The sequence below is a fragment of the Natrialba sp. INN-245 genome (assembly GCF_009807105.1).
GTDB lineage: Archaea > Halobacteriota > Halobacteria > Halobacteriales > Natrialbaceae > Natrarchaeobius > Natrarchaeobius swarupiae.
Genome location: NZ_WUBV01000005.1, coordinates 16884 through 43221, shown reverse-complemented (window position 1 = coordinate 43221; position 26338 = coordinate 16884). Strand labels below are relative to the sequence as shown.

The following is a 26338-nucleotide window of genomic DNA, read 5'->3' as shown; positions in this document are numbered from 1 at the left end:
CGAAGACAGGAACTCGGGAAAATTACTTCGAGGCCGACGATCGCGGAAGACGGTCGATGCGCCGTTACAGGGTGATCGACGCGTCGATCACCGACAGACCGTCCTCGTAACAGAAGACCGGGTTGAGGTCCAGTTCCGAAATTCGTGGGTTCTCGGCGACCAGTTCCGAGACGTCGACGAGCAGGTCGACGAGTGCGTCCTCGTCGATGTCCGGGTTGTCTCTCGCGCCCTCGAGGATCTCCTTGCCGTCGATTCCCTCGATCATCCGGCGGGCGTCGTGTTCGGTCAGCGGAACGCCACCGAACGTGACGTCCTCTAAGACTTCGACGAAGATGCCGCCGAGTCCGAACATGACGACCGGCCCGACCTCTTCGTCCTGTATGGCGCCGATGATCACCTCGACGCCCTCCTCGAGCATCGGTGAGATCAACACGCCGTCGATCGTCGCCTCGGGATCGTAGGCCTCTGCGTTGGCCACCAGTTCCTCGTAGGTGTCACGTACCGCAGATTCACCGGAGACGCCGAGCGCGACGCCGCCGGCTTCGGTTTTGTGCTGGATCTGTGGGGAGACGATCTTCATCGCGAGCTCCTCGTCGAACCGGTCTGCGGCTTCGACAGCCTCCTCGGCGGAGGAGACCAGTTCGTAGGGGGCGACGGGAATGTCGTACTCCTCGAGTACCCCTTTCGCCTCGTGTTCGGCGAGTACGGTGCCGTCCGCGGCTTCCTCGAGTGTCTCGAGACCGTCAGCGCCCGACCCGGCGTCGAAATCGCTTCGTTCGTCCGCCGACTCGACGGCCTCGCTGTACTCCGCCAGCGACTGGAACGCGAGCGATGCGTCCCTGAACGAGTCGTAGACGGGAACGTTGCCGTCGCGACAGATCGCAAGTGCCTCCGACTCCTCGGGGGTGAAGGTGCTCTTGATGACGACCGGCTTGTCGTACTCCGAGGGCAACTCGGTGATCCGGCGGGCCGACTCGATCTGAGCCTGGGCGGAGGCGTCGTCCATCGGGAGTTCGATCCCGGTTCCGCCGACGCCGTAGCCGCCGTAGCCGCCACAGATCATCAGCCCGTCGATGTTCGGATCCGAGAGCAGGATCTCCGCTGCCTCTCCGTGTAGCGACGCCGTATCCCCGGTTACCATCGTATCGATCGGATTCTCGAGGTTCGGCGAGTAAGGGAACAACTCGGCGAGTTTCTCCTGGGTCTCCTCGGTCAACTCGGGAACGTTCATGCCGTGTTCGACGAGCGAGTCGGCGGTAATCGTCGCGACTCCGCCCGCTTCGGTCATGATCGCGATATTTCGTCCGGACAGCGTCGGTGCATCGGTTAGCGCCTGGTAGACCGGAACGACGTCGTCGAAGCTGTCGACGGTGACGACGCCGGCCTGCGAGTAGACGTCCGCCACCACGTCGGCGTCCCCGGCCAGCGAGGCCGTATGAGACTCCGCGGAGGACTTTCCGGCGCCGGTCCGTCCACCTTTCAGGAGGATGAGTGGTTTCTCCTGGGTGAATCGCCGCGCTTCCTCCAGAAACGCTCGTCCCTCGGACATCCCCTCGACGTAGAGGACGAGCGCCTCGGTCGAGTCGTCGGCCGCGAAGTACGGCAACAGCTCGTGGAACTTCAGATCCGCCTCGTTGCCGATAGAGACGAAGTGACTGAGGCCGGTATTGTGTGCCTTGTTCGTCGCCACGCCCAGATTCATCCCGAGGTTTCCGCTCTGGGAAATCACGGAGAGGCCGCCCTCCCCGTAGCTCGCGTCGATCCCCAGACAGATGTCACTCGGTACGTTCACCATCCCCATGACGTTCGGTCCGAGGAAGCGAATTCCGTGTTCGTTGGCGATCTGGATGAGTTCCTCCTCGGTGTCCTCGTTGCCGACCTCGCTGAATCCGGCCGAGAAAATCACCGCTCCGGCGACGTCGGCCTCGCCAGCGTCCTCGAGAACCGACGGAACGGCTCCGGCGGGGGTCACGACGTAGACGAGGTCGACGCGGTCGGGGATCGACGAGACCGACGGGTGCACCTCGGTCCCGAGAATCTCGCCCTCGTAGGAGGGGTTGACCGGGTACACCTCTCCGTCGTACTCGGATTCTACCAGACGTTTGGTCGCGATGTACCCGCGTTTGTTTTCGTCGGCTGACGCGCCGGCGATGGCGATCGACTGGGGATCGAGTAGACGCTCGATCCGCTCTGCTGAATAATCGCGTTCGTCCATACGCTCTCAATTCACCCAGTCCGTTAATATAGATTGTGAATAGCACACAGCACGACCGCCGTCCGGACGATCGAGTGGGCGAGAGCAAAACCGGAAATCTTTATCAGACGGGGCGAAAATGCGTACGTAATTGAGAGGTAGACACATGTCACCTGGAAACACGCAGTTCGGATCGATCTCGATCGACTGGGAATCTGAACCGGTTCCTAATCTTGGACAGTACGATAGTTACGAACAGGCGCGTGCGAACTTCGAGTGGGATATTCCGGAGACGTTCAATATCGCGACCGACGTCGTCACCCGTCACGCGGACAGACGCGGCCAAGTCGCGCTGTTCCAACGAATCGAAGACGAAGGCGAGCAGACGTACACGTTCTGGCAACTCGAGCGTGAATCGAACCGCCTGGCGAACGCCCTCGAGGCACGCGGTGTCGGACAGGGAGACAGGGTCGCTATCGTCGGTGCGCGAAGCGATCGGGTGATGCTCGCTCACCTCGCTGCCTGGAAACTGGGTGCGGTCAGCGTCCCGCTCTCGACGCTGTACGGTGCGGACGCACTCGAGTTTCGGCTCAGCGACTGTGATGCGAGTGCGGTCTTCGTGGATCAGGATCTCTCGGAGACACTCGCTGACGCACTGGAATCGATCGACACCGTCGAGTGCGTCGTCGAGATGGGTGGGACGACGTCACATATCGAAGGCATCGAGACGGTAGGATTCGACGAGATAGACGGCGAGACGAGCTACGAAGCCGTCGAGACTGCGGCCGACGATCCTGCACTGATCCTGTATACGAGCGGGACGACCGGCAGGCCGAAAGGCGTCGTCCAGGACCACCAGTCGCTTCTTGGCTGGCTGCCGAGCTTCCAGATGTGTTTCGAGTTACCCTGGCACGACAGCGATCCGCTTCTGTACGCGACCCCCGACCTCGCGTGGATCGGCGGGATCAACCTCGTGCTTGGCTCCTGGCACTACGGGTTCCCTGCGTTCCGGTACGACTCCCGGACCGGCTTCGACCCGAAGACGGTCTTCGAGAACATCGACCGGTACGGTCCGACCCGCGCGGTGTTGGTTCCGGGGATGCTCAAGCCGATGTCCCAACTCGACGCCTCACAGTACGACCTCGACGCGTTGCAGGTCGTGATGTCCGGCTCCGAACCGGTCTCCGAACAGCTCCACGAGTACGTCACGGAGACGCTGGGTGCGAACCTAAACGAGATGTACGGCCAAACCGAGGCCATGCATCTCGTAACGTCGTGTTCGCAGTGGTTCGATGCCGATCCGGGAAGCCTCGGCTACCCCGCACCTGGACACGACGTCCGAATCATCGACGAAGACGGGACCGAGTGTGAGACCGGTGAGACGGGTATCATCGGCCTGAAATCCCCCGATCCGACGATGCTCGTCGAACTCTGGAACGACGACGAAGCCACCGAACGAAAGTTCGTCGCCGACGGGGAGTGGATGAACACCGACGACCTGGGCTACTGCGACGAAGACGGACAGCTCTGGTTCAAATCTCGAGCCGACGATCTCATCATCACGAACGGCTACCGCGTCGGGCCAGCGGAAGTCGAGGATTCGATCCGCGAACTCGACCAGGTGCGTGAGGTCGGAATCATCGGCGTCGAAGACGACGGCCGCGGCGAGATCATCAAGGCGTACATCGAACCAAGTGGTGGAGTAGCCGACGACGACCAGCTCAAAGAAGTGGTTCGATCACACGTCAAGACCAACCTCGCGAAGTACGAGTATCCTCGAGAGATCACGTTCATCGACGAGGTGCCGACCACCGTCACCGGCAAGATCAAACGAACGAAACTCGAGGAACACGAGCGTGAGAGCCAAGCCTGATCGGTCTCCCGTACCCACGTGCCGACGGAGCCACGACTCGATTGCTCCGCAGGATCGCGAGTACACCGGATAGCGCGTCCGACTAGGGTCTCGCCGTGACGAACGTCGGTGAACGCGTCTCCGTCCGCCCCTGCCGAACGTCGCGGTCGGGTGACCTCTCTCGCTCGAGGGGGAAATAATAAAATACCCTTGGGACAATTACAACCGCGATGGAGATTACAGCGATAGAGACGCACGTACTCAAGAGCGATGTCGATTCGACGTCGATCCCGTCGATCGGAGCGGTCGAGGTCGGCTCGGTTCTCGTCGAAGTCCATACGGACGAAGACGTCACCGGCTACGGGGAGTCGTTTCACAGACAGCGCGTCGAGGACAATATCGTCCTCGCCCACGAGATCGAGTCGCTCGAGCAGTATCTCGTCGGAACGGATCCACGCGAAATTAGTGAACGGTGGTCGGAACTGTACGTCCACGTGAAACGGTCCGGGGCGTACAAAGCGCTCTCCGCGATCGACGAAGCGCTGTGGGATATCGCCGGCAAACGGGCCGGACTGCCGGTCTACGAACTTCTCGGTGGCTACCACGGTGATCTCAGCGCGTACGCGACGTTCCCGATCCAGAAAGAAGCGGACGAACTGGTCGAGGACGCCCACTGGCTCGCCGAGAAGGGGTTCGAGTCGCTCAAGATAACGGCCGGGTTGGGCGTCGAACGAGATCGGGAGCGGATCGAAACGATCGCGTCGAATCTACCGGACGGGTTCCGGCTCGCGATCGACGCGAACACCTCCTACGACTTTACCGACGCCCTCCGACTCGCGAACGCGGTCGAAGAACACGATCTCGTCTGGTTCGAGGAGCCGATCGCACACACCGATACCGAAGGCTACGCCGAGTTTCGCCGGCAGGCACCGACTCCGCTGGCAGGGTTTCAGACTCACACTCCCCACTACTCGGCCGTCGAGATGCTCCAGGCCGGCGCACTCGACATCTACCAGCCATCTCTGGATAACGTCGGGGGCATCACGGCGGCACATCGTGTCGCCGTGCTCGCCGAGGCGTTCAACAAGCGGATCGTCCCCCACGCGTTCGGTCCCGCGGTCAACTACACCGCGAGCTTACACCTCGCCGCGGCCAGTCCTGCCTGTTCGCTCATCGAATTCTGCGTGTTGAGCGACGACATCGACGATCCGGGTGAGTTTATCGCGAGTCCGTTCGTCGCGAACCAGGACGAACTGTCCGTCGCCGACGGCGGTGAAATCTCCCCGCCCGACCGACCCGGCTTGGGTATCGAACTCGACAGGGACGTCCTCGAGGAGTACCGAATCGAGCACTGATACGGATTGCTGTAACGATTTACCGGTGCTACCGCAGGAGTGCCCGCGGCTGCACTGTCGATGACGTACCGCAGCCCTCTGACTCTCGTCGATCCGCCTCGAGAGGATAGTCGTTCGATCCGACGACCGACGGGGGGTGGCTGTCTTCGTCGGCGACCCCGACACCACCATATAGCGGAAGTTTTATATAGTTATTAACCCTCGACACTGATAGTCCATGAGGGGAGTTAGCAATATCCGGAACGATAGTGGTGTAATTACTCGCCGCCAGGCGCTCTCGATCGCTGGAAGTGGGGTAGCGGTCGGATTGGCTGGCTGCATGGGTGACTCCGACGACGAGGACGAGGCCGAGGAGTTCCCTTCCGACACCATCCGGACGCTCATCGCGTTCGGAGAGGGTGGCGGTACCGACATCTACGCCAGACAGATCTGGGGGCAGGTATCCGAACAGCGAGACGTTTCCGTCCAGTTCGACAACGTCCCCGGCGCCGGTGGAATGACTGGGGCAAGCGAGTTCGCAGCCTCGGATTCGGGCGGTCACACGATCGCACCGTTTAACGCACCCGGCGACATCATTCCCGCGTTGATCCAGGACGTCGACTTCGACTTCGAGGAGTTCCGGGGCGTCGCCGCACACGCCGAAGAGGAGTTCGTCATCGTCGGCAACCCGGACGAAGAGATCGGCGACTTCGACGAGATGGTCGACCGCTACGCGGACGGCGAGTTCGAGGCATTCGGTGGGATGCAGCCGGGGACCCAGTTCAACATTATCGCCACGATCCTCAGAGACAACGCGGATTACGACGTCCAGTGGGAGAACTACATCCCCTACGACGGCTCCGGTGAGGTCGGACAGGCAGTCGCCAGCGGCGAGATTCCGAACGGTATCGTCACCGTCTCGACGGCGGAGGACATGTCCGAGCAAGTCGACGTCGTCACCGGCCTGGTCGACCACGAACTCTCAGCGTTCCCCGACGTTCCTAGCCTCACCGATCTTGGCTACCCGGACCTCGGCTACCTGGGTGGGATGGTCAGAGCGACCTACGCGCCGCCGGAGACGCCCGACGAGCACATCGAGTGGCTCGAGGAGGCGGCCGAAGAAGCGATCGAGAGCGACGACCTTCAGGGGTGGGCCGACGAAGGTGGCCTCCACCTCGAGTTTATGGGTGGCTCGGAGTTCGTCGACGACCTCACGTCAGAGTCGATCGGGAACATCCGCGACGAGATCGATCTCGACGAGTTCAGGGACTGAGAGCCGCACGCGTCGACTCTTTCGGTCACCAACGACTTTCACACAGTTCATATAAATCAATGAGTACCGACAAATCCGGCGTCTTTCGAACCGACCTGACGTCCGAGCACGTGATGCTCGCCGCCATGCTCGTGATCGCCTCGTACATGCTGATCGGGTCGTACGATTTCTCCGATAGCGCAGCGATGTTCCCGCGTTTTACTGCGACGATTACGATCGTCGGCGTCGTCTTGCTGCTGACCAGGGAGTACTTGCCGAGTCCGCTTTACGAATACGTCGCCGAATCGACCGACATGCTAAGCGACTACGGCGACGACGTCGAGGAGGAGGACACACAGGATACGGCTACGGATACCTCTCGCGGGAGACCGATCGGGGCCACGACGTTTACCGTCGCGTCGCTCATCGCGTACGTCGCCGGTGCGTACGCCGTTGGACTTCTGTGGGTGACGCCGCTTTTCGTCCTCGGATACACGACGTGGTTTCGTCTGTCCTGGCCCGCCCGCCTCGCACTGTCAGCCACCGCGTTCGCCATCGTCTACGCATTCATGGTGATACTGAACGTCGACCTCCACGAGGGATTCGTGGTCACACTCTTCTAAGCCATGATCGATAGTCTCTTCCACGCGATCGATCTGGTCTTCTCGTGGCCGGCGATATTCTGGCTCGCGGTGGGGATGCTGTTCGGCATCTTCGTCGGTGCCCTCCCGGGTGTCGGTCCGAATCTGGGGATGGCAGTCGTGCTTCCATTGACGGTGCCCCTCGATGGGATTACCGCGATTATCCTCCTGATCAGTATCTACAGCGGCGCGATGTACGGCGGGAGTATCGCCGCGATCCTCATCAACACGCCCGGCAACGCGGCCGCAGCGGCAACGACCTTCGACGGCTATCCGATGACCCGCCTCGGTCAAGCACGAAAGGCACTGGCCGTCTCCGCGACCGCATCGGCACTCGGCGGCATGTTGACGATCGTTACGATCATCCTGCTTTCCCCACTGCTAATCGAGTTCGTCCTCATGTTCGGATCGCCCGAGTACTTCCTCATCGCCATGTTCGGTCTCGTGTTGATCACGGTGGTGACCCGCGGATCGATGGTCAAGGGGATCACCGCAGGCGCGTTCGGACTGTTGCTCACGTCCGTCGGCATCCCCGTGATGACCTTCGAGCAACGGTACACGTTCGGCATCCTCGAGCTTCAGGACGGTATCTCGTTCGTCGTCGCACTTATCGGCGTCTTCGCGATCGGCGAGATGATGCGCCTGGCAGCCGAACAGGGCGGTATCGTCAAAGAGGACGTCGAACTCAGTGGAAGCATCGCCTCCGGATTCTGGGAAGTTATTAAAAATCCCGTTTCGACGATCAGATCGGCGTTTATCGGGCTCGGAATCGGTGCCGTCCCCGGATCCGGTGCATCGGTCTCGAACTTCATCTCCTACGGCGAAGCGGTCAGAAGCGACAGCGACGACACCTACGGCGAAGGAAATCCAAAAGGCGTCATCGCGTCGGAGGCTGCCAACAACGGCACCGTCGCGGGCTCGCTCATTCCGACGCTCTCGTTCGGAATTCCGGGTAGTGGTGCGACGGCAATTTTGCTCGGCGGCCTCTTGATGCACGGCATTCGCCCGAGTCCGGAGCTGTTCGGAGCCGAACTCTACATCACGTACGCGACGTTTATCGCACTGATCGTCGGGAACGTCTTCATCTTCCTGTTCGGACTCCTGATCGTCACCCGAACCGGCCACTGGTTTACCCGGATCAACACCGACTACATTATTCCACTCGTCATCTGTCTCGCGGTGACCGGCTCGTTTGCGATCCGGAACAACTGGCTCGACCTCGCGTTCGTCGTCGCCTTCGGTGTGCTCGGCTACTACATGGTCAAGCACAACTACTCGATCATCGCGTTCGTCCTCGGTATCGTCCTCGGCCCGATCGCCGAGGAGAACCTGTACCGGACGATCGAACTCGGCGGGTTCCCGGTTTTCCTCGAGCGCCCACTGTCGATGCTGCTGCTCGCGCTGACGGTGCTCGTCCTGGTCGGTCCGCTGATCAAGAACCAACTCGAGGCCAGACGGAACGCGGCCTGAGAACGGTCTCCGCCCCTCCACGTACTCAATAACCGATGATACGCAAACCGCTCGACGACGTCACCGTTATCGACGTCTCGTCGTACGTCAGTGCATCGTTCGGCACGATGATTCTCGCGAATCTCGGCGCCGAAGTGATCAAGGTCGAACGGCCGGAGGCCGGAGACCCGGCCCGATCGGCCGGCCCGCCGTTCATCGACGGCGAATCGCCGTACTTCATGTCGGTGAACTACGGCAAGCGAAGCATCGAACTGGATCTGAAAAGCGACGACGGCCTCTCGATCCTCCGAGAGCTCGTCGCGGACGCCGACGCCTTCGTCGAGAACTTCCGTCCCGGAACGGCCGAACGGCTCGGAATCGACTACGAGTCGCTGACCGACGTCAACGAGAGCCTCCTCTATTGCTCCGTGTCGGCGTTCGGCGAGGACGGACCGTGGACGGACCGACCGGGGTACGACCTCCTCATCCAGGGGATGTCGGGGCTCATGTCTGTGACCGGCGAACCCGACCGGCCCCCGGTGAAAGCCGGGGTCCCGGTATCCGATCTCGTCACCGGAAGCTGGGTCGCACAGGGCGTTCTCGCCGGGCTCTACGAACGAGAACGATCCGGCGAGGGTGACCGAATCGAACTCGCGATGTACGACGCGATCCTCCCGTATCTCACGAAACACGCGGGCGCCGTCTTCGCCGGCGAATCCCCCGAGCGAATGGGCTCTCGAGATCCGGTCATCGCTCCGTACCAGGTTTTCGAGGCCGCCGACGGCTATCTCGCCGTCGGGATCGGCAGTCAGAAACTCTGGACCGAGTTCTGTGCGGCGATCGACCGCGCCGACCTGGCGACGGACGATCGCTTCGAAACGAATCCGGACCGGGTCGACCACATGGACGAACTCGAGGCCGAACTCGAAGCGACGTTCCGGGAACGGCCGGTCGAGGAGTGGGTCTCGCTGCTGTCCGACGAGCACGGCCTTCCAGTGGGCCCCATCAACGACGTCGCCGACGCACTCGAGAACGAACACGTCGAGGCCCGCGGGCTGTTGACCGAAGTCGATCATCCAACCGCAGGCGACGTCCCGGTCGTCGAACATCCGCTCCGATTCGACCGCCTCGAGAGCGGCTTCGACGATCACGCGCCGGTGCTCGGCGAGGACACCCGGGAGTTGCTCGCCGAACGCGGGTACGACGACGAGGAGATCGAATCGCTCGCCGCCGATCGCGTGATCGGCTCCGTCGATCGCTCCGCTGACCGGAATTCGGGTGAGGAGTCGTGAGCGATCTCGGTCCGTACCGCTCGCTCTCGGTCGCCGTCGACGACGGCATCGCGACGGTGACGATCGATCGGCCGGACGTCTTGAACGCCCTCGACACCGCGGCCGTCAACGATCTCGATCGCGCGTTCGACGAACTGGCGTTGCGCCCCGAGATCGACGCGATCGTGCTGACTGGAGCCGGCGACCGGGCCTTCTCGAGCGGTGCGGACGTCTCCGAGTACGAAACTGCGGACGAACGCTATCACCGCCCCCGGAGTCGCCAGAGCTACGAGATGGTGAAGAAGGCGCGATCGGTCCGCCCGCCGACGATCGCGCGGATCGACGGCTACTGTCTGGGTGGTGGACTGACGCTCGCGATGTACTGTGATCTTCGAATCGCGTCGGAGACGGCCGAGTTCGGCGTTCCGACGACCCGTATCGGCCAGATCCCCGGCGGCGGGGTAACGTATCGACTGGTCGAACTCGTCGGGGAAGCCGGGGCGAAGGAAATCGTCCTCCTCGGCGATCGGATCGACGCCGACCGCGCACGGACGTTAGGTCTCGTCAATCGCGTCGTGCCCGCGGAGGAACTCGAGGAAACCGTCGATACCGTGACCGCGGCGATCCAGAACGCCGAGGACGGCGCCGCTGCGGCGGCCAAGGCGAGTATCAACCAGGTAGCCGACGAAACGGACCGGGCTGGCGCGTTCGCCGAAGAGACGGACCGGTGGCTGGCACAGTATCTCGGGGATGCACAGACGAAGCCGGCGGGAGACGACGGTGACGTCTCGAACGAGCACTGATACGGACCGCTGTCCCGACGTCCCGGCGTGACCGCAGGAGTTTACGGGCCACGGGAGCTGACGGACGGAGACCGCCGACGTCTGTCTCGCTGTCGCCGAGCCGGGCGGGGCTCGCCTGTCCGGTGAGTCGACACCTGTTTTTATTGTCGCTGGGGACAGAGACGTCGTATGACAGATCCGATCGATGTATCTGGACTGATAGATATACACGTCCACTGCGGCCCGTCCCCGTTCGACCGACGTACTGACGGATACGAGTGCGCGCGCGAGGCCGCTGACGCTGGCATGGACGCCGTCGTCCTGAAAGAACACCACCTCCCGACGGCCTACGGCGTTCCGTACATCGACCGCTTGCTCGAGCGCGACGGACTCGAGATCGACGTGATCGGAAGCGTGGTCCTCAACTACTGTAACGGCGGATTCAATCCGTTCGCCGTCGAATCGGCGATCGCTTACGGCGCCGACGTGATCTGGGGCCCGACGATCGACGCACGCCACCACGCCGAACAGACGGGCTCACTCGGTGCCTTCCTCGGCGTCGACGCCGGAGCCGAGTACGAGGACCAAGACGGTATCTCGGCGCTGGAAGACGGCGATCTGACCGACGACGTCCGGCTGTGTCTCGACAAGGTGATCGCTCACGACGTGGTCTTCTGTCTCGGCCACCTCTCTTACGAGGAAACGGTTGCGATCGTCGACTATCTCGCCGAGGCGGGCCACGAGCGAATCGTCGTCGACCATCCCAACTACGGCGTCACCGATCTCTCGATAGACCAACAGCGAACTCTCGCCGAGCGAGGCGCGTACCTGAACTTCCCGTTTATGGGACTCAGCCCGAAATACAGCTGGATCTCTAGCGAAGAACTCTACGCAAACATCCGTGAGATCGGCGTCGATCGGTGTGTCCTCTCGAGCGACGTCGGCCAGCAGGTCAACCCAAGCTCTCCCGAGAGCCTGCGGATCCTCGGCGAAACGCTGCGATCCGAGGGTCTCTCCGAGCCGGAGTTTCGGACGATGGCCGGCGAGACACCACGTTCGCTCCTGTTCGAGTGAGCGTTAGGGGGGTCGCTGGGCCAGTCGCCACCTGAACCGCCGTCCTCCTTGGTACGGTGTAACAAATTTCAACCGTCGCGCTCGGTGCAAGGTTTTTTAATGTGGTGATGCGTTTGTTAGCTCAAGGCATAGAGTATGACAGACGCGATGTACCACATAGCCGAGGTAAACTATGGAATTTGACGGTGAATTTACCCTCGAGGGCGTAACGAGCGAAGAAGTGTGGCTGGCACTGTCCGATCCAGTCATGATCAAGAACGCACTCCCCGGGTGTAAGTTCCTCACCGAGATCGAAGGCGAACCCGATTTCGACGAACTCGAAGCCGAGGCGACGGACGACGATCCACCGACGCTTCCCGAGGCCGACCCGGAAGACGTCGCCGACCGCGCGTTCGTGGAGGGCGGACGGTACGCAACGCTGGTCCAGATGAACGTCGGCGGAGTCAACCCCCGCTTCGAGACGGTCGTCTCGATCGACAGTCGCGAGTTCCCACGGATGGACGCCTCCGCGACGGGGAGTGCCTCGGACAGCTCCTTCGAGATGGATTCCGGTATGACACTCGTCGAAACGGACGGCGGTGTGACCGTCGAGTGGTGGGCCGAAACCGACGTCTTCGGCCGCGTCGCACAGATGGGACAGCGCGTGATCTCACCGGTTGCAAAGCGGGTCATCAATCGGTTTTTCAACCAGATCGAGAGCAACCTCTCGGACGTCAGCGACGACTCGTCCGGGCTCCGCGATAGGATCAAAGGGTTGTTGTAAGTGGCGTCGACACGAGACCGTAGACAATCGGGGACCAATACCTGAGCAATACGCATGACAGAACACGACATAGAGATCACAGTTAACGGAACAGACCACGAAATGACGGTCGACTCGCGGACGCTACTGGTGCACGCGCTTCGCGACCAACTCGGCTACACCGGCCCGAACGTCGGCTGTGAGAGCAGTACGTGCGGTGCCTGTACGATCCACCTCGACGGCGAGGCCGTCAAATCGTGTACCGTTCTTGCGGTACAGGCCGACGGCTCCGACGTCACGACGGTCGGAGACTTCGCAGACCGTGACTCGCTTCATCCGATCCAGGAGAGTTTCTCGGAAGAACACGGGCTCCAGTGTGGCTACTGTACGCCGGGTATGATTATGACGACCTCGGAACTGCTCGAGCGAAACCCCGATCCGAACGAAGAGGAGATCCGCGAAGCGCTCGAGGGGAACCTCTGTCGGTGTACCGGCTACCAGAACATCGTCAAAGCCGTCGAGTCGGCAGCCGAAAAAATGCGTACGACGGCGACCGCCGAGGGTGACGACTGATGTATCCGTCCGAATTCGACTACGAGCGGGCCGAAACCGTCGACCACGCACTCGAGCTGTTGAGTGGTGATCCAGAGGCGAAGATCATCTCGGGTGGACACAGTCTCATTCCGATGATGAAGTCGGGACTCGCCAACCCCGGTACGCTCGTCGATATCGGCGAGATCGACGAGATGACCGGTATCGAGTGGGACGACGACACCGTCTCGGTCGGCGCGCTCACCACCTACGCGACGATCGCCGACGACGACGAGCTCTGGGACGAACTGCCGGTTCTCGCCGAGGCCGCCCACGAAGTGGGCGATATTCAGGTCCGAAACCGCGGGACAATCGGCGGTAACGTCGCACACGGCGATCCGGCCTCGGACCTACCGGCGGCCGTACTCGCCGCCGACGCGACGGTCGTCGTCCAGGGTCCCGACGGAGAGCGACGGATCGACGTCGACGACTTCTTCCTCGGGATGTACGCGACGGAACTCGGCGAGGACGAGATCTTGACCGGTCTCGAGTTCCCTCGATCCGAGAACGCGACTACCACCGGTGCGTACGTCAAGAAACCGAGCCCGTCCTCCGGCTACGCCCTGGTCGGGGTCGCTGTTTCTCTCGAGGTCGACGACGGACGAATCGAGTCCGCTCGCGTCGCCGCCAACGGTATCATGGACCACGCCGTTCGCCTCGAGCCGGTCGAAGACGGGCTCGTCGGCGAGGCCCTCGACGACGTCTCCTTCGAGGACGTCGCAGAGGTCGCAGACGAGAATCTCGAGGAGTTCATGATGATGGACGACATCCAGGCCTCCGCCGAGTTCCGCGCCCAGCTTCTGAAAGTCTACACCGAGGAGGCACTGAACGACGCGGTGGATCGACTCGACGCGTCGCTCCCGACTGCCTGAACGCTGTTCCAGTCTGTCTCACTGCGTCGTGGTGACGATCGACCGTTACGTTGGTCGCATCGGCGTTCAATCCCACTTTTCGACGAGCAGCGTCCCCCGAGCGACAGCGGACCCCGGTAACCGGTGACATTACAAGCACGTAGTGCGAACGACTGGTAGTGACACGACACAGTTCGCCGGACGAGGCCCCGATCGATGCCCCACGGCATGGTGATGTACAGTGAGCGACGACGGCTTCGCCACGCCGGGTGGGACGGAGCGAGTCACTGGCCCCGCTCTCTCGGACGTCACCGAACGAGAGCTTCGCTCCGTGTTCGACGAGATGTCGTACGTCGCCGACGACGACCTGATCACGACGGTGTTGCTCGGTCTTCGTCTCGGCAAACCGCTGCTCATCGAGGGCGAGCCCGGCGCGGGAAAGACGGAGTTGGCGAAGGTTCTCGCCCACGGCTTCGACACCGAGCTGATACGTCTGCAGTGTTACGAGGGATTGGCCGCCGAGAACGCGCTCTACGAGTGGAACTACACGAAACAGCTGCTGGCCGTGCAGGCGGGCGACCGCGGCGTCGACGGAGACGGCTCCGTCTTCGACGAGGATTATCTGCTCGAACGCCCCCTCCTGCGCGCGCTCAGATCCGACGACGACACTCCACAGGTACTCCTCATCGACGAGGTCGACCGCGCCGACGAGGAGTTCGAGGCGCTGTTGCTCGAGTTGTTGTCCGACTTCCAGCTGTCGATTCCGGAGCTTGGAACCGTGACGGCGTCGGTGCCACCGATCGTCGTCATCACGTCCAACCGGACGCGGGGGTTGAGCGACGCACTCAAGCGCCGCTGTCTCTACGTCCACGTCGAGCCGCCGTCGTTCGAGAAAGAGCGTGAGATCCTCCGGCGCAAGGTTCCCGAACTGGACGAGGCCACGGCCTCGGCGGTGTGCGCTGTCACCCAGGAGCTTCGTGACCATCCGCTACTCAAGCAGCCGGGTGTCGCCGAGACGCTCGACTGGGCGCGTGCACTCGTCGACCTGGGTGCCGACGGGGACGACCAGATAACCGCCGACCGGATCCGCTCGACGGCCGGATTCCTCCTGAAGGAGATCGAAGATATCGACCGGATCGACGAACTGGCCGACGATCTCACGGCGGCCGCCCGTGACGCACGCGACTCGACGGCTGTCGACACCGACCAGAAGCGATGAGCGACCAGGCAGACGACGGACCGACCGTCCCGACGGACGAACGCGTTCGCTTTCGCATCGTCGAGTTCACGCGAGCGTTGCGGGCGGCCGATGTCGACGTGCCGGCGACGGGGAGTCTCGAGGCGGCACGGGTCCTCGCAGAGATCGGCGTCGTCGACCGGACGCGGACCAGAGCCGCACTCCGTGGGGCCCTGATTACGTCTCCGTCCGATATCAGAACGTTCGACCGGCTGTTCGCGACGTTCTGGCGCGCTCTCATCGCGGATATCGAGGACGACCACGGCGCTGACTCCGTCCGACCGGACGAGCGCCCCGAAGTCCTCGACCTGCCCGAAGCCGATCCGACACCATCGGCGGATGCGAGCGAACCCGACGCGGAGATGGACGACGCCGGCTCGATGCTAGCGTTTGGTTCCGATTCCGACTCCGACGATCCGGTCCTGGACGACGAGCGAGAGACCGTCGCTGGATACAGTCGACACGGAGAATCGTCGACGGTCTCCCCTCGAGGAGCCCTCGAATCCGAGGTTGACCTCGTCGACCCCGTCCGCCGTCTCAGCGACGCCCTGGCGCGACTGACTGACCGCGGCTACACGTCGAACGCCGATCCGACGCGCATCGACGTGCGTCGTGCGCTCAGGGAGAGCCACCAGACCGGTGGCGTGGTCGTGTCGACGCCCACGGAGGGGCCAAAGCGAACGGCCAGCAGGCTGTTGTTCATCGTCGACGTGAGCAAATCGGTACTGGACGTAATCGAACGCGACTTCCTCGTTCGAACACTCTCGTGTTTTCAGGAGGAGAGCCGATCGATGCGAACGTTTTTCTTCGACACCTCGACCCAGGAGGTCACCGACGCGATCGATACGCGCACGACGGCTGACGCCTACGACACGCTCGAGCGACTCGAGGCGACGTGGGGCGGTGGAACCCAGATCGGCACCGCGTTGACCGAGATCAGGGAGAGACATCCGACCGCCGTCGACCGACGAACTGCAGTGGTGGTCGTCAGCGACGGCCTCGAGACGGGCGATACGAGCGAACTCGAAGCGGGAATGAACTGGCTCTCCCGTCGCGGTCGGATCGTCCTCTGGTGGAACCCGCTTGCGACGACGTCGACGTACGAACCGACCTGTCGCGGCATGGAAACCGCACTCCCGTTCGTCGACGGGTTGTTCGGGTTCGCAGACGAGGCCGATCTCCGTGAGATCGCGTCCCAACTCGAGCGATACGACGGGACACAGCCCCTCGGCTACGAACGGACGGCTACCCCGTAACCGGCGCCCCAACGCGAGGCCAACGACGGACATCACCTCGCTGTCATGCGATCTTAATTGTCCCCACGGCCCCGACTAGATTATTTGCATAGTTATTTATCCCGTGAGAGGCTTGGTAGAAGACGACAGAGTGCCTATTACAAATGAGCGGAGACACAACTAACGGTCTCATTGGAGATCGCGTCACTCGAACGGAAGACGCCGAGTTCGTCACTGGGCAGGCAGAGTATACGGACGACATCGCTACCTCGAATGCGGCTCACGCAGCCGTCCTACGGAGTCAGCACGCACACGCCAAGGTACACGACATCGATACCAGCGCTGCCGAGGAGTTAGACGGCGTTATCGCCGTCTATACGGCCGAGGATATGGAGGAGGCCGAGACGTCGGCCCCGCGGAAGATCCCGTCGATGTCGACGGATTATATCCAGGTCGAACCGGAGCTGTTCAGGCCGGTTATCGCGTCCGACCGCGTCCACTATCAGGGCGAACCACTCGCGATTGCACTGGCCGAGGATCGGTACACGGCAAACGACGCCGTCGACCGAATCGAAGTCGACTACGAGCGACTCGAGTCGGTCACCGACCCCGAAGCCGCAATCGAAGACGACGCACCGACGCTTTTCGAGGATTATCCCAACAACATCGCCTACGACTGGGAGTTCGGCGACAAAGACGAGGTCGACGAAGCCTTCGAAGACGCCGAGTACGTCGCGAGCGCGTCCGTCGACGAACAGCGTCTCATCCCGGACCCACTCGAGCCGCGGGCGACGGTCGCCGACTACGACTCGTCGTCGAACGAGCTCAGCATCCAGATGAGCACGCAGACGCCCCACTCGGATCGCCACGCGATCGCGGGGATTCTCCGACACCCCGAGAACAAGATCCACGTCCAGGTTCCACGCGTCGGCGGTGGATTCGGGGCGAAGATTCACAACTACGACGTCGAGTCGCTCGTCCCGTGGTGTGCCCGTGAACTCGAGCGTCCGGTCAGGTGGCAGGCCACCCGCAGCGAGATCCACCAGACGTCGTCCCACGGCCGCGGCCTGAACCTCGAAGGCGAGGCGGCTTTCGACGAGGACGGCAAGCTGCTCGGCGTTCGTGTCGACGGCCTCGCCGATCTCGGCGGGTACGTCTCCTCGCACGTTCACATGCTGACCACGGTGCTTTGCATCGAGGTGATCAACAGCCAGTACGAACTGCCGAAGCTCTACTCCCGGATCCGGGGCGCGCTGACCAACGCGACGTGTCTCGACTCCTACCGCGGCGTCCACGAGGTTGCCGCGATCACCTTCATCGAACGGCTGATGCACGAGTCCGCGAAGGAAATCGGGATGGACCCGGCCGAGTTGCGCCGACGGAACCAGATCCCGGCGGACGCGTTCCCATACGAGACGGTCACCGGGACCGTCTACGACAGCGGCAACTACCAGCAGGCACTCGAGAAGACGCTGGATGTCCTCGAGTACGACGAGTTGCGCGAACGCCAGGAGGAGCTCCGCGAGGACGGACGCTACCTCGGCATCGGACTCTCGGCGTACACTCACGTCAGCGGCGTCGGCCCGGCCGACGTCTGTAAGGAGTACGGGATCTTCAAGACCCACTGGGAGAGCGGCCGTATCACCGTCCACCAGTCCGGGACCGTCACCGCCTACTGCGGAACGATGGACTTCGGGATGGGCCACCAGACCTCGTACGCCCAGATCGTCGCAGACAAGCTCGGCGTCCCGATCGAAGACGTCGAAATCATCGAAGGCGACACCAGACACCTCAACGACGGTGTCGGGACGCACGCGAGTCGCTCGCTCGTCGTTGGTGGTTCGGCGCTTGCAGAAAGTGCGGACGACGTCATCGAGAAGGGTCGCTCGATCGTCGCCCACCAGCTCGAAGCACCCGAAGAGGACATCGAGTTCGAGGACGGTGAGTTCTGGGTCAAAGGCGCTCCCGAACGCTCCATGACGATCCAGGAAGTCGGATCGCAGGCCCACCGCGCGTGGGACGTTCCGGGCGAACCCGGACTCGAGGCGACGACGTACTACCTGCCCGAACAGATGGCGATCACCTCCGGCGTCCACGCCGCGGTCGTCGAGGTCGATCCCGACACCGGCGAGGTAGAGTTCGAACGGTATCTCTCCGTCGACGACGCCGGAAACCGCATCAACCCCCAGATCGTGGAGGGACAGCTCCACGGCGGCATCGCTCAGGGGATCAGCCAGGCGCTGTACGAGGACGTCGTCTACGACGACAACGGAAACATGGTCACCAGCACGCTACAGGACTACGCGATGCCCAAATCGTTCCACGTGCCGGAAGTCGAAACGGTCGAGCTTTCGACCCCGGCACCGGACAACCCGCTGGGTGCGAAAGGTGTCGGCGAGACCGGACCGATCGCCGGTAACGCCGCCGTGCTCAACGCCGTCGTCGACGCACTCGAGCCGCTCGGATTCGACGGCAGTGAAGTCGACACGCCGCTGACACCCGAAAAGATCTGGAAGGGCGTCAACGACCAGGACTGACGACCGCAGGATATCGTTTTCGTTTTTTCACACTCGCGTAGTGGCCGGTCGATCGTCCGCCGTTCCGCGATCGGCCGGCGCGGACTCGTCACAGTCCGTCCGACTCCTTCGGTCCGACGGGCGATCGGCACATCGTCTCTCCGAACGGACGGGCCGAACCCCGTTAGCGGCCGCGTTCGTCACTCGAGAACGGAGTAGGGGACGACCGAAACCGACGACCCTGCCTCGAGCGGTGACTGTGTGACGACGACGCCGTCGGCGCTGCTCGCACGGGTACTCGAGGAGAGAACGCTCGGATCGAACTGCCGGTCGTAGACGGATAGCGGAGAGTCGACGTGTCCGAGGCCGGTGGCCTCGTAGCCGTCGTCGGTCTCCTCGAGCAAGACGGGGATGACGTACTCGAATCCGTCGGGCCCTAACTCGACGTCGTGGGTCATCGTCGCATCGATCGTCGCGTGTGTGGTCTCGCCCGTGAAAAACGGACCCATTACGAACGCCGAGATGGTGTGTGCGCCGATCGGTTTTCCGGGAATCGCGAACGCGACGGCGTCGTGTGCCGGCAGGGTGGCCATCGCGATCGGTTTGCCGGGCCGAACGCGAACCCGGTGAAACGAGACCTCGCCGAGGGAGTCGAGCGCGCGGACGACGTGGTCTTTGTGACCGACGCTCGTCCCGCCGGTCGTCACCACAACGTCGTACTCGCTGGCGAGTCGATCGATCGCGGACTCGACCCGGTCGTACTCGTCGGGGACGCTCCCCTCGTAGGTGGCCTCGTGTCCCCACGACCGAATCAGTCCGGCGAGCATGTCCGAATCGAGGTCGGCAATACGGCCGTCGTGGATCTCCGTCCCGGTCGCGAGCACGCCCGCCGAAAATCGCTTGAAGACCTCGACGGTCTCACGGCCGAGGTCGCCGAGCAGTATCGCGTCTTTCGGGGACAGCCGTTCGCCTCGATCGAACAGGGTCTCTCCTTTCGAGAGATTACTTCCGCGCTCGTACGTGTACGTCCCGGGCTCGATCCCTGCACCTCGAAGCTGGCCGTCTTCGATCGACGACTCTTCGCGCTTGAGAACCGCGTTGGCCTCCGGCGGGAGCGGTGCACCGGTCGCGATAGCCACCGCCTCTCCGGCGTCTATCGACGGCGGTTCGTCCTCCGGAAACACCTCGTCGTCGACCACCGTCAACGGGTAGTCGGCGGTCGCGTCGAAGGCGTATCCGTCCATGGTGGCACGGTCGTCTGCTGGAACGTTCTGTTCGGCGACGATCGTTTCGGCGAGGGTTCGCCCGCCGATCGAATCGAGGCTGACCGACTCCGTCTCGTGTGACGAGCGGGCGGCCGACAGCTGATCCAGCACTTGCTTCGTTGCCTCGCGCCGCCACCGCATCTCGTCGTGTTCGTGGTCCATGACGGTATGTTCGTCGAACAATCAGTTCAATCATGCGGTGTTCGCAACACGGACTCTCCCTGGTACCCGGGGACGAACGAAAACAGCGACGGTGTCCTCCAGGCAGTCTCCGAAACTGCGTTCGGCCTCTCGAGTCGCCTCCGTCTCATACTGACTGCTGTAAGTCCGTACCGGGGCAACCGCAAGGCGAGGCGCGGTTGCCCCGGTAAATAGTTACAGCAATCCGTATCAGTCGTCGGTAACCGACGACACTCGCCGATGGATCGGCCCCTCGCGCTCGCTCAGATGTTGCGGCGTCCGATCGTTGTCGACCGCCAGTAGTTCCGCGACGATACTGTGTGCGATCTGGGACGGCGAACCGCCGCCGAGATCGAGTCCGACGGGCGTATACACTCGCTCCAACTCGTCGCCGCCTACCGTACGATCTTCGTCCGCAAAGTCCTCGAGCATCTCCTCGAATCGCTCTCGGGGTCCCATCAAGCCGATGTACGGTACGGGCGTCCGGAGCAGTTCGTCGATGGCGAGTCTGTCGTCGAGGAAGTTGTGGGTCATCACGACGACGTAGGTCCGCTCGTCGAACTCGTGGGCGTCGCGGAGCGACGACGGCGAGGTCGAACTGACCTCGACCGCGTCTGGAAACCGTTCTTCGACCGCGTCGGCACCTCGGAACCCGATCACACGGACGCGGAAGCTGTTCTTCGAGGCGAGTTCGACGATCGGCGCGACGTCGTGGCCCGTCCCGAGAACGACCAGTTCCGGCGGTGCGGTGACGGTGTCGACGAACAGCTCGATCGATCGGTCGGCGTCGGTGACCGTGACCGTTCCGCTCTGCTCGCGCTCGAGCAGTTCTTCGACGGCGCGCTCGGCCTCCTCGCCGAACCACTCGAACTCGTCGGCTGCCGAGTCGATCCCGTCGGACGGATCGTAGTAGCCGCGTTCGAACCGATAGTCGGTCTCGTGTTCGTCTTCGAGGACGGTAACCGACGAGATTGCGCCCCCGCTCTCGAAGGTATCGACGACGGGTGAATAGTCGTCTTCGATCGGTTCCAGCAACACGTCGATAATACCGTTACAGCCGACGCCGAGACCCCACACGTCGTCGTCTTCCATCAGATCGTACGTCTCCACGCGTGGCTCACCCTCCTCGAGAACGCGGCGGGCGAGTTCGACGACCTCGTCCTCGAGGCAGCCGGCCGTGATACTTCCCACACCGGAGCCGTCCGGCGTGACGACCATCTTCGCGCCGGGCCGCCGGTAGGCGTTGCCCTCGACGTCGACGATGGTCGCCAGGACGGCCTCACGGTCGCTCCTGACGATTTTCGTGATGGCGTCCATAACGTTCGTTTCGGACGCGCTCCAGCCGGGTTCAGACGAATTCATGGGTGGTACAGTCGGTGTGTGCGGTGATACCGGTCGGTTCGGTCTCGGTCCAGGCGGTCTCGAACCGGGTCGGGACGTCCCGCGCTGTTGGCGAGAGACTCATTTGTCGTAGTTGGGTGCCGGTACCGATTAACACTTTCGCCGATCGAGACGTCGTTTACTGTCTCTGTCAGCACGGATCGTCTCGAGCACTTTCGCCCACCTTTCTTATCGAAATCCAATACATAATATTTTTCTGTTATATTTTATTAATATATGAAAATTCCCAACTGTTTCGGTACCAGTGGTTTGTGTCGCCAACAGCCCCGTGGCGGAACCGACGGTTGACCGACAAGCTCACCGGTTTATCAGTCCCGTTCCGGATTAGTATCCACCTGGCGGATTACTGTGTGAACTGGCTGAATATGCTTTATCCAGTCCTTGATGGGCTGATGACACCTATCAATAGTACAGTGATAACAGATTCGAATCGCGATTGGCCGAGCCAATGGGGACACCATTCTGTTCAGGGGCTACATACTTGTAGGCAACTCGACTGAGTAAATGTATCCTTACACATTTAGAACATTATATATGTATAAAAGTGGCGGTTATGATTTATTATAGATATATTGCTAAAATGACTGAGCCCTATTGACCCTGTATGTACGCTCGTTAGGGCGAGATAAGTACTGTTACTGTTGACTGAAGAATATATTATCTTGCCTTCCTAATACTGTAATATTAGGGATTATATGATATGATTCGGTAGCTATTTTTCCCCTGTTGTCCGATCACAATTAGCGAAGAAAATCAAAATCAATAATTGAATCAATCGACAGGCTGATAATTATTGAAATTTAGTTAATAATCATATTATCAGATAAAATGAGTTATAGAATTCCGACCAAACAAAGGATCAAAATCTTCACTGACTATGTTGTCCGATAGTATTGTATGGGTCGTTGTCACGTTTTACCGGCAATCGATCGGACGCGTTCGACGATCACTGGTACCGAACTCCAACGGAACATAGTCGGCGGGGAATCCGAAAGGCGCAAAAAAGTCCTATACGAGTGGTGTGTGAAACAACAGTCAGAGAGAAGACGGTAGATGGAACTATCGCCGCTTCCGGTCTGATTCCGAGCGGCCCTCCTGGTGCGACGTCAATTGAACTTCCGCTCGAGTTCCTCGTATCGACGTTGTGTTTCGTCGTCGACGCTCGAGCTCGTGGTTTTGATCGCGTGATCGAAGTGATCGGCAGTCACTGTAATCGTTCCGACACCGTCGTCGACGTCCGACGGTGTCGCTCCATCGACGTACTCCCGTGCAGCCTCCATCGCGGCCTCCCGACAGACCGCCTGGACATCCGCGCCGACGTACCCCTGTGTCCGACCGGCGAGACGGGCGAATTCGACGCCGTCGCCGATCGAACGGCGTGCCGTGTGGACGGCAAAGATTTCGCGACGTGCCTGCTCGTCCGGTATCGGAACGTGGATCTGACGGTCGAACCGTCCCGGACGCAACAGTGCATCGTCGATGAGGTCCGGTCGGTTGCTGGTCGCGATCACGACGACGTCTTCGAGTTCCTCGAGACCATCCAGTTCCGTCAGCAGTTGCGATACCACGCGTTCCTGAACGCCGGAAGCGTCTCCACCGTTCCCACGTTCGGCAGCGATGGCGTCAATCTCGTCGAAGAAGACCACCGTTGCGCGTTCGAGCGAGCCTTCTCGAACACCTCTCGAACTCCTTTTTCGGACTCTCCGACGTACTTGTTGAGCAGTTCGGGCCCTTTGACCGAAATAAAGTTGCTTTGGGCTTCGCTCGCGACGGCTTTGGCCAGCAGCGTTTTCCCGGTCCCTGGGGGCCCGTACAGTAAGACGCCGTTTGCCGCACTGAGATGGAGTTCGTCGAAGACGGGTGAGTACGCGAGCGGCCACTGGATCGTCTCCCGAAGTCGCGCTTTCGTCGTCTCCAGACCGCCGACCTCGTCCCAGGAGATGTCCGGCACCTCGACGAATACCTCACGGAGTGCGGACGGCTCGACGGTGTTCATCGCGTGCTGGAAGTCACGGTTCTCGATACGGATCGCTTCGAGTGCCGCCGCGTCGATCGTATCCGCCTCGAGTGCGTCGGCCTCGAGGACCGCCCGCAGGTCGGCCCGAAGCAGCCGGTCGCTCTCACAGACGGCTTCCACAGCACGGTGCATCCCGGCTCCCGCCGGGCCGTGGACGTAGACGCGCCGACCTCGCTCGTCGGGATCGGGCAGTGCCTCCAGATCCGCCCGACACTCCGGGGCTATCAGCAGCTCCTCGAGGGACGAATCCGCGTCTGCGATCGTCAGTGGCTGGTCCTGGATTCGTGTCTCGCGCTCGAGACGCGTCCGTACTCTCGAATCGAGGCTATCGTCTCCCTGAAGAAACTCGACGATGCGGTCGTCGACGGAGAAGATGTCGAACCTCGACGGACTGGCGTTCTCTCTCGCCGTTCGGTCGACGATGCCGTACTCGAATAGCGGCGTGGACTGGGAGAGCGCGTCGTGGCGGTCGTCAGTTGGGGTCGTCTCCCGGTGGCCCGCGTACCATAGCAGTCGCTCGACGATCGCGACCGTGGGTAACAGTGCCTGTCCGGAGTCATCCAGCCGTCCATAGATGTCGGTGATCGACCGATCGATTTCGGGGGCGAGGACGAATAACAGGACATCTTTCTCCGCCTGGGAGAGATCGAACGTCCGACAGAGGTCGTCCAGCGGCAGTGCAATATCTTTGTCGCGGCTCTCGGCAAGGTGTTGGTCGATTGTGTCTGCCTGTTGCTGTGCCGTCTCGATGGCATCCGTCGTGGGCGGCGACCCAGTTCCAGCGAAGGCAGCCAGACTCGTCTCACCAATGAGACCGGGCTGTTCACTGGACGTCTCGTCTCGCCGTTCCGTCTCAACGACACACTCGAGAATCGCGCTGATTCGGTCGAACTCTGCGCGCAGGTGGCCCCCAGCGTCGGTGTACATATTCATCCCGTCCCCTCTTATCCTCCGTTCAAAACGATTACTTCCCCAATCTTCCCAGCACGTCTAGATTCCATTGTAGAATTACAGAAGTCACTCATTTGGAAAAGAATTATGGTGCTCGTGTTGGAATAAAAACCAAGGCAAGTATGTCCAATCGAACCCCCAATCGTGGACCCACCAACCGCTCCCGGAGGGCAGGGAAATGACAGACTGGAAACGTTCTCGGAATGCGGACTCGGACAACGAGACGAGTGACAAGTCACGGTCACAGACAGCCGACACGGCGTCTTCGTCGGCTGCTGTCCGGGATGGAAGTCCCAAACCGCTGGCGGCGGCTGCACTCGAGCATGCCCGGGTGGAGACCCACCTCGAGGCAGCGACGTTCGATAACTCCGCTGCCGCTGTGGATCTGGCCGACTCGGCCGTTCCACGCATGTTCGGTCGTGACGAGGGTCAGATCCAGCGGTCCCTCGAGGGGACTGACACGACCGCTGACGAAGTGCCCGGGCAAGTGCTGGACGTCCTGAGCAACGGTGGCCAACCGCTGGATCAGCCCGTCCAACGCGCCCTCGAGGAGCGGATGGACGCCGATTTCTCGGACGTGCGCATTCACACGGGCGGCACTGCAGCGAAAGCTGCTGAGGCGATCGACGCGAAGGCGTTTACCTGCGGGAACGATATCGTCTTTAATTCCGGCGAGTACGATCCCGAAAGTCCTGAGGGTCAGCACCTGTTAGCCCACGAACTCGCCCACGTCACACAACAGAACGGTGGCGCGCCGATTTCGATGATGCCTCAGGAGGGCGCTGACCTCGAGATTGACCCTGATCCGCAGTTAGAACGGGAGGCCGACGCGGCGGCCGAGCAGGCGCTCTCCGGTGAGGAGCCGCTGGTCGTGAGTCGGATGGGGACGGACGTCCACATTCAGCGGACGGCCACCGACGACGGTGGACTCGCGAGCCCATCCCGGATTCGCAAAATCGTCTCCGAAGAGATCGAACAGCGCGTTCCCGAGGCGGTAGACAAGCGATTGGAACAGCGATCCGAGGAAATCGAAGAGTTGCTCAGCGGCTCGGACGAACTGGACGAAGCGGCGTTGGAAGACCTCGGTGTAGATCCCGAGGCGATCGAGGGCGGAGAGAGCAGCGTGTGGGAACGGCTACGCGACGGGGCGACCGACAATCGAACGGCGGTCACCGCCGGAGTCGGCGCAACCTTTGCAGCACTGACGACGGTCGCATCCGCCGGCGCGTTGCCGCTTGCTGCTGGTGCTGCCGTCGCTGCCTCTGGAGCCTTCGCCTCGAGTATGCTCGGCAAAGGGGCTGCCGACGCCGCACTCGGTGAAGAGAGCAGTCTCTCGCCGGAAGAACTCGCAACGGTCGTCGAAACGGTCAAACGTGAACTGGAGGAAAGCGGTGCCACTGGAAACAGTACTGACCCGCTTGAAGGGGAAAAACAATCATGAATATCTCAATCACCGCTGAAGATAATCAATATATTGGCGTTGACGTAACTGACAACAATTCA

At 61.8% G+C, this 26338-nt stretch carries 19 protein-coding genes and 1 pseudogene; 15 read left to right on the top strand and 5 right to left on the bottom strand.

What is annotated here, in order from left to right; genetic code table 11:
* Positions 1-64: 64 nt before the first annotated feature.
* A complete protein-coding gene (locus GRS80_RS01150) occupies positions 65-2215 on the bottom strand; it encodes an acetate--CoA ligase family protein (RefSeq protein ID WP_160045953.1) in 2151 nt (716 codons plus the stop codon).
* 145 nt (positions 2216-2360) lie between these two features.
* On the opposite strand from GRS80_RS01150, the gene GRS80_RS01145 reads away from it, so the two are divergent.
* From GRS80_RS01145 to GRS80_RS01080, 14 genes are all read left to right on the top strand, one after another.
* A complete protein-coding gene (locus GRS80_RS01145) occupies positions 2361-4067 on the top strand; it encodes an AMP-binding protein (protein WP_160045952.1) in 1707 nt (568 codons plus the stop codon).
* A 209-nt stretch (positions 4068-4276) separates the two neighbouring features.
* Positions 4277-5401 carry a mandelate racemase/muconate lactonizing enzyme family protein gene (locus tag GRS80_RS01140; protein WP_160045951.1) on the top strand — a complete coding sequence of 375 codons (1125 nt, stop codon included), beginning with the start codon at positions 4277-4279 and terminating at the stop codon, positions 5399-5401.
* A gap of 319 nt (positions 5402-5720) precedes the next feature.
* Positions 5721-6653, top strand: a complete 933-nt coding sequence (locus tag GRS80_RS01135) for a tripartite tricarboxylate transporter substrate-binding protein (RefSeq protein ID WP_160045950.1) — start codon at positions 5721-5723, stop codon at positions 6651-6653.
* Between the two features lie 59 nt (positions 6654-6712).
* Positions 6713-7255 (top strand): tripartite tricarboxylate transporter TctB family protein, encoded by a 543-nt coding sequence (locus GRS80_RS01130; RefSeq protein WP_160045949.1) that lies wholly within the window; start codon positions 6713-6715, stop codon positions 7253-7255.
* Positions 7256-7258: 3 nt separating this feature from the next.
* Positions 7259-8743 carry a tripartite tricarboxylate transporter permease gene (locus tag GRS80_RS01125; RefSeq protein WP_160045948.1) on the top strand — a complete coding sequence of 495 codons (1485 nt, stop codon included), beginning with the start codon at positions 7259-7261 and terminating at the stop codon, positions 8741-8743.
* A gap of 35 nt (positions 8744-8778) precedes the next feature.
* Positions 8779-10014, top strand: a complete 1236-nt coding sequence (locus GRS80_RS01120; protein ID WP_160045947.1) for a CaiB/BaiF CoA-transferase family protein — start codon at positions 8779-8781, stop codon at positions 10012-10014.
* Positions 10011-10796 carry an enoyl-CoA hydratase/isomerase family protein gene (locus tag GRS80_RS01115; RefSeq protein ID WP_160045946.1) on the top strand — a complete coding sequence of 262 codons (786 nt, stop codon included), beginning with the start codon at positions 10011-10013 and terminating at the stop codon, positions 10794-10796. The genes GRS80_RS01120 and GRS80_RS01115 overlap by 4 nt, the downstream gene beginning before the upstream one ends.
* Before the next feature lie 168 nt (positions 10797-10964).
* The gene (locus tag GRS80_RS01110; RefSeq protein WP_160045945.1) at positions 10965-11849 is read left to right on the top strand and encodes a DUF6282 family protein; all 885 of its coding nucleotides are present in this window, start codon (positions 10965-10967) and stop codon (positions 11847-11849) included.
* A gap of 172 nt (positions 11850-12021) precedes the next feature.
* Entirely contained in the window at positions 12022-12612 is a 591-nt protein-coding gene (locus tag GRS80_RS01105) for an SRPBCC domain-containing protein (protein ID WP_160045944.1), read from the top strand.
* A 54-nt stretch (positions 12613-12666) separates the two neighbouring features.
* On the top strand, positions 12667-13164 hold the full coding sequence (locus GRS80_RS01100) for a (2Fe-2S)-binding protein (RefSeq protein WP_160045943.1): 498 nt from the start codon (positions 12667-12669) through the stop codon (positions 13162-13164).
* The gene (locus GRS80_RS01095; RefSeq protein ID WP_160045942.1) at positions 13164-14054 is read left to right on the top strand and encodes a xanthine dehydrogenase family protein subunit M; all 891 of its coding nucleotides are present in this window, start codon (positions 13164-13166) and stop codon (positions 14052-14054) included. Before GRS80_RS01100 ends, GRS80_RS01095 begins: the two co-directional genes overlap by 1 nt.
* Positions 14055-14376: 322 nt before the next feature.
* Positions 14377-15252 (top strand): MoxR family ATPase, encoded by an 876-nt coding sequence (locus GRS80_RS01090; RefSeq protein ID WP_149080947.1) that lies wholly within the window; start codon positions 14377-14379, stop codon positions 15250-15252.
* A complete protein-coding gene (locus GRS80_RS01085) occupies positions 15249-16526 on the top strand; it encodes a VWA domain-containing protein (RefSeq protein WP_160045941.1) in 1278 nt (425 codons plus the stop codon). Before GRS80_RS01090 ends, GRS80_RS01085 begins: the two co-directional genes overlap by 4 nt.
* 143 nt (positions 16527-16669) lie before the next feature.
* A complete protein-coding gene (locus GRS80_RS01080) occupies positions 16670-19042 on the top strand; it encodes a xanthine dehydrogenase family protein molybdopterin-binding subunit (protein ID WP_160045940.1) in 2373 nt (790 codons plus the stop codon).
* A gap of 179 nt (positions 19043-19221) precedes the next feature.
* Here GRS80_RS01080 and GRS80_RS01075 read toward each other — a convergent pair whose 3' ends face one another.
* From GRS80_RS01075 to GRS80_RS21035, 4 genes and pseudogenes are all read right to left on the bottom strand, one after another.
* Positions 19222-20448, bottom strand: coding sequence for a molybdopterin molybdotransferase MoeA (locus GRS80_RS01075; RefSeq protein ID WP_160045939.1), 1227 nt, complete (start codon positions 20446-20448; stop codon positions 19222-19224).
* A 228-nt stretch (positions 20449-20676) separates the two neighbouring features.
* On the bottom strand, positions 20677-21828 hold the full coding sequence (locus tag GRS80_RS01070; RefSeq protein ID WP_160045938.1) for an XdhC family protein: 1152 nt from the start codon (positions 21826-21828) through the stop codon (positions 20677-20679).
* 1145 nt (positions 21829-22973) lie between these two features.
* Positions 22974-23378: an AAA family ATPase gene (locus GRS80_RS21040; RefSeq protein WP_343161401.1), complete on the bottom strand. Its 405-nt coding sequence runs from the start codon at positions 23376-23378 to the stop codon at positions 22974-22976.
* Positions 23355-23863: pseudogene (locus GRS80_RS21035) on the bottom strand (AAA family ATPase); the annotation flags it as partial. The gene GRS80_RS21040 and the pseudogene GRS80_RS21035, both read right to left, overlap by 24 nt.
* A 1150-nt stretch (positions 23864-25013) precedes the next feature.
* On the opposite strand from GRS80_RS21035, the gene GRS80_RS01060 reads away from it, so the two are divergent.
* Positions 25014-26276 (top strand): DUF4157 domain-containing protein, encoded by a 1263-nt coding sequence (locus tag GRS80_RS01060; RefSeq protein WP_235019600.1) that lies wholly within the window; start codon positions 25014-25016, stop codon positions 26274-26276.
* Positions 26277-26338: the final 62 nt, after the last annotated feature.